Source organism: Aestuariivirga sp., assembly GCF_044239095.1.
GTDB lineage: Bacteria > Pseudomonadota > Alphaproteobacteria > Rhizobiales > Aestuariivirgaceae > Aestuariivirga.
On sequence record NZ_JBIICB010000151.1, the window covers coordinates 1 to 9,919 of the forward strand.

The following is a 9,919-nucleotide window of genomic DNA, read 5'->3' on the forward strand; positions in this document are numbered from 1 at the left end:
ATGAACCGAAGCCGGCAAAAGCCACGCCTGATCTACTTCCCACGATCGATATGTCTTGCTCATAACCCAAATGAATCAAATTCTATCCCCGCCGTCGAGGCCATTTTCCAGACAGGCTCCTAGCCGCTGGACACATCATAGGTATGGATCGGAACGACGCAGCGGGTGTCGTCGTGAGCGTTGAGCAGTGAGAGTTCCTGCCCACCGTGAACGGGATTCTAGGTGTCGTCGATGTCCAGCGTGATCGCAGTAGGTTGCCTCGCGAAGTTCTTGCAGACCATATCCACCATTATGGACATCCTCTGCGCGCTCCCGTGCGATTGGGCATGTTACCGAACCGGATCATGGTCGCTTACGAGTAAAACGGCGCCCCGCTCTCCCGCAACCGGTCCGCCTCCCGCAGGAGCAGCAGGCTGCCATCATAGGAAGTGGCACCGCCAGCGAAGTCCGCGGAGACCTTCTTGCGGGAAAGGGCTGGAAGATCGAAGGGAACACAGATGTCCTCGCTCATGGCGGGAGGCGCCTCTGTTGTTCTGGTAGCAGGCAATCGTCTCGACCATGAATTCCTATACCAAACAATTGATTGCGCCACCTCCGCCGGCCCAAAATCAGCTCGCTCGTGAATAATCGGTGCTAGTTTATGCCCCCGCCAAGATTCTCTTGTTATTGCGCCAACCGGTGTGATGAGACGCCCGAAGCATTGCCTCCGGCGTTGATCTCTAAGTTGAACAAATTGCCCAAAGTGGCTTCACGGATAAGCGCGACTGGAATGGCTAACGTCGGAGAATAGGAAGTAGGGGGCATTTCTGCAGGACAAGCCTCGATAGGACCTTGCTTGCTCAAGAAAAAACGAAGTGATAGCCTAAGGCGAATTGAAATGAATGGAGGACGCGTGATGTCAGGACCCTTGCCACCCCCTACTACTGCCATTTTTCCTCGAATTGAAGTGTCTCAAGTCGTGTCATTTGGACCACTTCCCACGGTCAATGTGCCCGCCTCGGTTGCGGTCAATGATGATTTTCCTATTGTACCATACGTGGCCTTCTGGTCATCGGCAGTCCATCCTGCGGATACTGCAGGGGCGATCGTTTAAGAGGTGCGGCTGCTGATCGGGTTTACGGACTGCCGTCTTCCTTCAACTTGGTCTGAACCCGGTTCATCTTGAACTTTGTCTGATCCCAAGCCCTTGGGCGATGTCGCCGACTATTCCGGAGGCATTCGACATATTGAGGACGTCGTTCACGTCCTGATCGTGAATGCCTAGGATTGTCCAGAGCGCCTGCACGTCAACAGGTTCGGTTATGGCGTTAAGGCGGGGCCCGCATCTTCTCAAACAATTCTGCGTGCTTGGTAGGATGTACTACAAAGCTGGCCACTTCCGTCGTCATCTAGTCCTCAGGTCGCTTGAGGTGGATTGGGGTGTCCAGAGCGACCTCATGATTCAATCCGCCGCGAGCGTTGTCGCCACGGCGTGCATGATGGATCATCAGCACCGTCACTCCACGTCATTGCTGATGGGCTCTCCAGTTTCGGTGCAAAGGCCAACACGCTGGCCGCGGAACTCCACATAACGGAGAGGACCCTGCACCGTCGAGTTGGGGAGGAAGGCATAATCTTCAGCGAAATTCTGGATAAGCTTCGAAGCAGCGTTGCCGAGAAATATCTCAGTGAGAGGCGGCCAGAGCGCGCTCCGACCACGTCAAATCACCTGGTCGAAAGGAACTCGAGCAGGATCAGTGACTTGCTCATTATCATTTGGCAAAAGTGGTTGCTGATTTGGCGGATCACTCTAGGTGTGACCTCTCAATAGGTTGTCCATCTGGTCCAGATCGAGGAAGCTGTTGGTTATAACACCGCAGTCTCGTCGAAGATGATAGGGTGAACATTCACAAGAATGCACGATTGTCGCCGAATGGATGGGAGCGGCTGATCAGAGCGGCTCTTACCGGGCAGACGCCGGAGGCCGCCGCATGAGCCGCAGGCGCCTACCCGCGGACCGCGCACAACTGGCCGGAGCGCTTCGAAGCGCAGGGCCGGGAGTGGCTTCATGGTCGCTCTTCACGACCCCACAAGCTTCAGTTGCCTATGCGTGATGATATCGCCCGTCAGGTCATTGCCCTCCATCGCCGCTTCATGGGCAAGCGTATCGCGGCCAGGCGGGTTGCCGCCAGCAACCATCAGTCTGTTTCCCCGGCACGCGGACCTGAGCCGCATCAAGGACCTTGAACCCAAACCACCTGTCAGTCGCTACGAGCGCGCGAGACCGAGCGAGATGCTACAAAATGATATCAAGAACCTTGGCCGCTTCGCGGCTCCAGGTCACCGCGCAACCGGCACGCACCAGAACTGTCGCAATCTGACGACCTAGATTAACGCACGCTTCAGTCGCAGCGGGCCGTCTGCTTCAATCACCGGGGGCGGCAGCGGACCGTCGACTTCAATAACCGGCGGTGGCGGAAGGGGACCGTTCATCATTCTGATCTCCGTTTACTAAGGTCCTTTATAGCGCAGACACAAGTATTATTGTCAATATATGCTGGCTAGATGACACTTCTGAATGATCCCGTTCCGCTTCTGCTGGCCACTGACGAACAGTATCAAACTGTGTGAAAGGGCATGAGCTCCGAAATGCTACTGACAGCGTACACCATCGATCTCACCCCCGAGGCACCACAGTTTGAAATAAGGCCAGCCTCCGCTGAGCGGTCATGGATCGACCAAACAACAAGTCGTTTCGCTGCGCGTTGCCTTCCTCTGCTAATTGCGAATGCTCACGGATGGGAGATACTTTTCAAAGATCGTTGCGAGATTATTTGGAATGGTGGGAATGGCCAGGATGACATTAAAGTCGTCACCGAAACCAAGAGTGACAGATACGTTTCAAGCCATTTCGGCGAGGGCATTTTAACATTCAGAATTCACGCGCTCTTTCGAACCGATCCGGGGATAAACCTATGGGTAGGGGGGCCAATCAACCAATTTAAAGATGGTATTCAGGCACTGACGGGTATCGTCGAGACCGATTGGTCGCCATTCACATTCACAATGAACTGGCGGATAACCCGCCCAGATCATCCAATTGTTTTTGAAAGAGATGAGCCAATTTGTCATGTCTTTCCATTGCAGAGGGGAACGATAGATGAGGTTGTGCCACTGTCATTATCAATAGACAGCGACCCTGAGTTGAAGCGGGATTATGAAGACGCCAAGAATGCAAGAGACGCATTCATCAAGGGACTCAAAGAGAATGACCCGGAGTATGTGAAGCAGGGTTGGCAGAGGAATTACTTTAGAGGAGCATTTCCCTCTGGCCGTTCAGCTTTTGCGGGGCATAAGACCAAGGTAAACCCAAAACCGTTTCAGGAGAAACCCTGACGATACAAGTCCGCATAGTTTATGATCATGACTACTGAGGCGCGATGAGTATTCAGCTACCGCTCCTAGGCGCCCGAGCAGATCGACAAGAGAACCTTCTGATACTTGTCATGCAGCCTGAGCGTCAGGGCTTCGCGGATATGATCGATATTGCGCGAGAGGTTGTTAAGCAGGCACCTGAGATCGTCGTTCATATTGCGGCCCCTGGCAGCACCGCCGATGATGTGGAAGGCTGGAAATGGAGATTGCCGACGCTCACCGTCAGCTTGGGAAGCCTTGGCAAATTCATGCCGCGACGAGGGCCGATTCTACAGAATAAGGCAATCACAAAACTCGACCAGTATCACGGCTTTTCCGCGCGAGGGGTTTCAACCCCGCATACTGAGCGCTTTGAGTTCAAGCGAAGATATCGAGAGGTTGATTTTGGAAGGTACGTCGTACTCAAACCACTGCCCCTCACTCTGACTTCAACTTCACAGAAACTCTTGTTATGGGACACATCACGATTACATCGGCTTTCAAGAGACATGTTGGCGCCCGATCACTTTCTCCTGAAGGCTCCAGCGATTGTACAGCGCTTCATTGATACAGGGAACCTACCGGAATACTATCGCGTATTGACTCTACTTGGTGAGCCAGTTCTGTGGATGCGTGTCAAAAGTGCAGTCGAACAGATTGATTTGGCAAATCTAGGCACACAAGACACTAATGAAGCGGTCGTTGATCCACGGAGTACATACGGCTCTACAGAGCGAGGGTTCAGCGAGTTACTGGAGTTTCAAGTCCCTAAAGAAATTACAGACTTTGCAAAAGCGGTATACCCTTCCTTTCCAAATACCCCCCTTCAAGCCTGCGATATCGTTCGAGAGGCAGCCACCCGGGAACTCTTCATTCTTGAGATAAATGCGGGAGGTAATACTTGGGATTTTTCTTCTCGCCGCGTGGCGGCATCTAGGGAAATGCTGGGAGGAAGAGAAAAACTCATTTCATTGTATAGTCCTTGGCCAAAGGCTGCGACTGCTCTCATCAAGAAGACCAAAGAACTTGCATGTTAATGCCAATCCGCATGAAACATGACGTTTGAGCCCAGTCCTTGAGGCCGATGGACGTGATGCGCCATGATTGGCCGATGAACTTGTTCCAGGCGAAACAGCAGTGGTCGAGAATGTCCTCGTAGGATTTTAAGGTCCTGTTGGACAGCGAGTTGTCGCGCATGAACTGCCAGAGGTTCTCAGTGGGATTGAGCTCGGGGCATTTGGGCGGCAGTGCCAGCAGCGTGATGCTGCAGTGATTTCTGAGCCGCGCCGACATGTGCCAGCCAGGTTGATGAAGCAGCATCACGGCATGACGGCCGGGTGCTACTTCGGCAGAGATTTCGGTAAGGTGCAGGTCCATCGCCTGGACGTTGCAGGCTGGCAAGACAAATGCGGTACCCTTTCCATCGTAAGGGCAAATGGCGCCGAAGATGTAAGCGGATGCTATCCGCTGATCTTCCGGCGCTCGCTCCCTCGGCTTGCGCATGATGACGAGGCCTTGCCGAAAGCTTGCGATATCTCATTGCTCGCAATTGGCGGTTCACCGTGTCCTCACTGACGGACACGCGAAACTCCTGCCAACCCATTGGCACAGATCAATGATGCGCCAGCGAACCACGCCGTGGCTCGCAGGTATCGGGCTGCTCTCCACCATCGCGGCAAGCGCTGCCAGCTGTTCGGCCGTCAGTTTCGGTGTCTTGCCTGGCGTTTTGCGGTTGATCGGCCCATCAGGACCGTGATCGTTGAACTTCTTGACCCAGTCACAGACGATCTGAGCGGTGACGCTGCCCACCACAGCTGATTTGTGAGGCCCCCAGAGTCACCTTCAACACGGATTGGTAGAACACATTCTTGGAGTTCCTCAACTCACCGATCCGGATGCCTGGACAAACGCCACTGACTGGCGCCGCGGCCGGTTACCACCGGCATAGGATGTCCTTGGCCCCGCAATCCAATGCTTGGGCATTCTCCGTATAAGGGGCAAATGTCGTTTTTGGCGGATATCTTCCGGAGATGGTAAAGTTGATTTCTTCTGCTTCGCGCGTCGTGGCGCTCGAGAGGCTTGCCCAGTTCGCTCCGAAGGGGGGTGTCCAGTATGCCTCTGGCCGCAATACGGATTATGGGCCTGATGACCCGAGCGCTGTGTCGCGGCTGTCGGCCTATCTGCGGTATCGCCTCATCACTGAGCAGGAAACCGTTGCGAGCGTTCTCGGCCAGCACAGCCCGGCAGCGGCCGAGAAGTTCGTGCAGGAAGTCCTGTGGCGAACTTATTGGAAGGGGTGGCTGGAAATGCGTCCCGCCGTATGGCAGCGCTTCCTGGATGAGCGCGATTTGCAACGCCATACGTTTCGTGACAGCCCGGCAGTAACTGACGCCGGAAACGGTCTCACCGGAATTGAAGGCTTTGACGACTGGGCGCGAGAACTTGTGGCGACGGGCTATCTCCACAATCATGCGCGCATGTGGTTTGCATCGATCTGGATTTTCACGCTCCGCCTGCCGTGGGCGCTGGGAGCCGATTTCTTTCTGCGCCACCTGATCGATGCTGATGCCGCGAGCAACACATTGTCGTGGCGGTGGGTCGCAGGACTGCAAACTGTGGGAAAGACCTACCTTGCCACGGCCGGCAACATAGCGCGCTACACCAATGGCCGTTTCACACCCAAGGGTCTCGCAGCAGAGGCGATTGCGCTCACCGAGGCTCCCATCGCCGCGCCGCAAGAGTTGCCTGCACTTCCCGCCTGGGTTTCGCGCGGGCCAGCCGCCTTGCTGGTCACCCATGATGATCTCAATCCGGAAACGCTGCTTGATGCAGGATGTGACATCAGATCTGTGATCGTTGCCGCTGATGCGGGCCTGTTGTGGGGCGATGGCGCCCGCCAGTTCGTCCGTGCCGCTGCCGCAGATACTGCAGCACGTGCGGCGACGCATTTTTGCTGCCCTGTGAACCTCGCTGACAAGCTGAGCGTGGCGCACCTGATCGCTGCAGCCCGGGAGGCTGGGGTAGGGCAGATCATCACGCCCTACGCGCCAGTGGGGCCGGTGGCGGATGTCCTGGCAAAGATTGCCCCAGAGCTTGCCAGAGAAGGGATCGCTCTGGTTCAGGCACGCCGTGCATGGGACAGCACCTTCTGGCCACACGCCAGGAAAGGCTTCTTTGCCTTCAAGGAGCGGATTCCCTCGCTCCTCAGAGAAAGCAGCCTCACATGAGCCAGCCTGTGCATATCGTTTGGTTCAAGAGAGATTTGCGTGTGGTTGATCACCGTCCACTGGCAATGGCAGCGGAGCGAGGGCCGGTCTTGCCGCTTTACATTGCCGAACCCGATTTGTGGGCGCAGCCCGATGCATCAGCACGGCAATGGGCCTTTGCAGCTGAATGCCTCGTCGAACTCCAGTCTGCACTTGCTGCTCTCGGCCACCCGCTTTGCGTTATGGTGGGCAATGCTGTCTCCATCTTTGAGCAGCTTCACAAACGCCACGGCATTGCCGCTCTGTGGAGCCACCAGGAGACTGGCAATGGGTGGACCTATGCGCGCGATCTGGCTGTTGCTGCATGGGCAAAGGAAGCTTGCGTGCCGTGGCATGAGGAGCGGCAATTCGGCGTCGCCAGAAGGCTGAGATCTCGCGATGGCTGGGCAAGCGCCTGGGACCGCCGCATGGCTGAGCCGATCACGGCGGCGCCATCCCTTCAACCAGACAGCGGCGATTGGCCTCGACATATTCCCAGCCACGAAGAACTTGGCCTTGTGACTGATCCATGCCCGTACCGCCAGCCTGGTGGCCGACTTGCGGCACTGTCTGCCCTCGCGGGCTTCCTCAAGGAGCGTGGACGCAATTACCGCTTCGAGGTGTCGAGCCCGGTGACGGCTTTTGGCGCCTGCTCGCGGCTTTCACCGCATCTGACATGGGGCACGATCTCCATGCGAGAAGTGGCTCAGGCAAGCTGGCCCAGGATGCGGGCATTAAGCCAATTGAGGGATGCTGATTCGAGAAGCTGGCGTGCGTCCATGGTCTCCTTCATGGGACGCCAGCACTGGCACTGCCACTTCATGCAGAAACTCGAGGATGAACCTCGCATCGAGTTTGAAAATCTCCATCGCGCCTATGATGGCTTGCGGACTGAAAGTGGCGATCCGCGGCATCTGATCGCATGGAGCGAGGGGCAGACGGGCTATCCTTTTGTCGATGCCTGCATGCGCGCGCTCAACCAGCACGGATGGATCAATTTCCGGATGCGGGCCATGCTGATGTCCTTCGCGAGTTATCATCTCTGGCTGCCGTGGCGAGAAAGTGGACTTCACTTGGCGCGGAAGTTCGTCGACTATGAACCCGGAATTCACTGGTCTCAGGTGCAGATGCAGTCGGGGACGACAGGCATCAACACGATCCGAATCTATAATCCCGTCAAGCAGGGTCTCGATCAGGACCCGACGGGCGCCTTTGTGCGCACTTATGTGCCGGAACTCCATGCCGTGCCAGACGCCGTCATACATGAACCCTGGCGTTGGCAGGAATCGGCAACGCTGAATTACCCCGCACCTATCGTCGACAATGCAACCGCAGCGAAGGCCGCCAAGGATGCGATGTTTGCACTGCGCCAGAGTGCTGGCCACCGAACCGCAGCGAGCAAGATTGCCGCGAAACATGGCAGCCGCAAAGCTGGCATTCCGATGACGGGGCGGACCAGGAAGACAGCATCCAAATCAATAAGCGGCAAACAACTGACTTTGGACTTCTCATGATTCCTCAACTTACCAATCTCCATGTTCTCTGATCCGCGAATCGCTCGACTGATGACCCTAGTGGCGGCTGCACTCCGGTCACCGCGGGGGGCAGGGCGGATTGCAGGTGCACTCGCCCTCGGCATGCTGTGTCACACACTGTTTGCAGCGGCGGTACTGGCAATGATCGTGGCGATGTTCTTCGGGCTGAGCGAGGGCCTTGGAACGATCCCCTGGCCATGGGCGGCATTCGCGAATGCCCTGCTGATTTTGCAGTTTCCGCTTGGCCACTCGCTTCTCCTGACAGGCAGGGGCGGGCGCGTTCTGACCCGGCTGGTTCCCGGGCCGCATGGGCAGACGCTGGCAACCACGATTTATGCAATCATCGCATCAGCTCAGCTTCTGGCGCTGTTTGCCCTATGGACGCCTTCGGGAATTGTTTGGTGGCGGGCCGAGGGGGTGATGTTCTGGGTGATATCCTCTGCCTATGCGGCAAGCTGGCTCTTGCTGCTCAAGGCGAGTTTCGATGCGGGGGCAGAGGTGCAGTCTGGCGCACTGGGCTGGATGTCCCTGATGGCTCGAATCAAGCCCGTGTTCCCAGACATGCCGACAGAGGGACTGTTCCGCCTGATACGCCAGCCGATCTACGTTGCCTTCGCGTTGACGCTCTGGACGGTGCCTGTCTGGACACCTGACCAGATGGCGCTTGCTATCTGCTATACGGCCTACTGCCTGTTTGCTCCGCGGCTGAAGGAGCGGCGCTTTGTAAACCGTTATGGCAGCCGTTTCGAAGACTATCGCGCTTCAGTGCCCTATGTGGTACCTCGACTGCGGATGAGGAAGCGTCTGCCGAATACGCACCAGCCATAAACAACGAGGCCACATCGAAGCGGGCGATTTCCGCTCACGCCATCGTCAGTCCCGCTCTTCAGGCAAGTGCTCCCGCCAGTAGCTTATTTGCGAGTATAACTGCCGCCGGTCCGTTTGCCGCTGTGCCATCGGCGCCAATTTCTGAAACCCAGTGCGGGTTTCTCTGGATAGCAGACCCACCAACGATAACGCCAACCCTTGGGTTGACCGAGTTTGCCCGGATGTTCCTGATGACCGAACACAGCCCATTCATGTTGGCATCGAGATTCAGCGAGAACCCAACCACGCCGAGCCACTCCGCTGCTGCGATCTGGTCAATTCTCTGAGCATCTGGCGCGGTGCAGGTCCACACATGCCATCCGCTGGAGCGGAAGAACCTTTGAACGATGCTGTTGCCAAGGCGGTGCTGCTCACCCGGCGCGCCAACGAGCAGAATCTTTCTCTTCCCGTCCTGATCAGGAACTTCACTGAGGCCTTCAAAGGACATTACGAGACGCTGCAATCGCGCGACACCAAGCGTCACATCGACAAAATCGATACGGTCCTCGTCCCAAAGATCTCCGAGATGGACGGCTGTTGGCCCAAGCAACTCCGTATAGAGATCATCGAGTGAGACGCCTTGATCTCTCAGCGAAAGAATGAAGCTGGACGCAGTGTGACTATCCGGGCCAAGGAGGATCCGGCCCAGCTCGCGAATTTCCGCAAGCCCGGTTTCGCGATGCGGAGCACTATTCTCACGCGCCTCACCATGCCGCGCGAGGAGCTGGTCGACTGCACATTCTGAAACAATATGTGTCAGCACTAGTGTCCGGTTAAAAACCGAATAAATTCAATTGCTTGTCGTTGGCGGATTGCGCCATGCCCTGATCGTCGGGCCGGAAGGTTGATAAAATGGGCGTTTTCTCGAACACCGACACC

The 9,919-nt window shown here is 56.4% G+C and carries 9 protein-coding genes; 5 read left to right on the top strand and 4 right to left on the bottom strand.

Annotated elements, in window-relative coordinates; all coding sequences use genetic code 11:
- Positions 1–352: 352 nt before the first annotated feature.
- On the bottom strand, positions 353–511 hold the full coding sequence (locus ACILRA_RS13865; RefSeq protein ID WP_395662685.1) for a hypothetical protein: 159 nt from the start codon (positions 509–511) through the stop codon (positions 353–355).
- Between the two features lie 2,117 nt (positions 512–2,628).
- On the opposite strand from ACILRA_RS13865, the gene ACILRA_RS13870 reads away from it, so the two are divergent.
- Together ACILRA_RS13870 and ACILRA_RS13875 are read left to right on the top strand one after the other, a co-directional pair.
- Entirely contained in the window at positions 2,629–3,375 is a 747-nt protein-coding gene (locus ACILRA_RS13870) for a DUF6065 family protein (RefSeq protein ID WP_395662686.1), read from the top strand.
- 110 nt (positions 3,376–3,485) lie between these two features.
- Positions 3,486–4,430: a hypothetical protein gene (locus tag ACILRA_RS13875; protein WP_395662687.1), complete on the top strand. Its 945-nt coding sequence runs from the start codon at positions 3,486–3,488 to the stop codon at positions 4,428–4,430.
- Here ACILRA_RS13875 and ACILRA_RS13880 read toward each other — a convergent pair.
- Both ACILRA_RS13880 and ACILRA_RS13885 read right to left on the bottom strand, forming a co-directional pair.
- On the bottom strand, positions 4,402–4,896 hold the full coding sequence (locus ACILRA_RS13880) for a transposase (protein WP_395662688.1): 495 nt from the start codon (positions 4,894–4,896) through the stop codon (positions 4,402–4,404). The genes ACILRA_RS13875 and ACILRA_RS13880 overlap by 29 nt on opposite strands.
- A 54-nt stretch (positions 4,897–4,950) precedes the next feature.
- Complete coding sequence (locus ACILRA_RS13885) at positions 4,951–5,202, bottom strand: helix-turn-helix domain-containing protein (protein ID WP_395662689.1); 252 nt, start codon at positions 5,200–5,202, stop codon at positions 4,951–4,953.
- A 221-nt stretch (positions 5,203–5,423) separates the two neighbouring features.
- Between ACILRA_RS13885 and ACILRA_RS13890 the strand changes: the two genes are divergently transcribed.
- From ACILRA_RS13890 to ACILRA_RS13900, 3 genes are all read left to right on the top strand, one after another.
- Positions 5,424–6,620, top strand: coding sequence for an FAD-binding domain-containing protein (locus ACILRA_RS13890; RefSeq protein ID WP_395662690.1), 1,197 nt, complete (start codon positions 5,424–5,426; stop codon positions 6,618–6,620).
- Positions 6,617–8,152, top strand: coding sequence for an FAD-binding domain-containing protein (locus tag ACILRA_RS13895; protein ID WP_395662691.1), 1,536 nt, complete (start codon positions 6,617–6,619; stop codon positions 8,150–8,152). Before ACILRA_RS13890 ends, ACILRA_RS13895 begins: the two co-directional genes overlap by 4 nt.
- 123 nt (positions 8,153–8,275) lie before the next feature.
- Entirely contained in the window at positions 8,276–9,001 is a 726-nt protein-coding gene (locus ACILRA_RS13900) for a methyltransferase family protein (RefSeq protein ID WP_395662692.1), read from the top strand.
- 58 nt (positions 9,002–9,059) lie between these two features.
- Here ACILRA_RS13900 and ACILRA_RS13905 read toward each other — a convergent pair whose 3' ends face one another.
- Positions 9,060–9,803, bottom strand: coding sequence for a B12-binding domain-containing protein (locus ACILRA_RS13905; protein ID WP_395662693.1), 744 nt, complete (start codon positions 9,801–9,803; stop codon positions 9,060–9,062).
- Positions 9,804–9,919 lie beyond the last annotated feature (116 nt).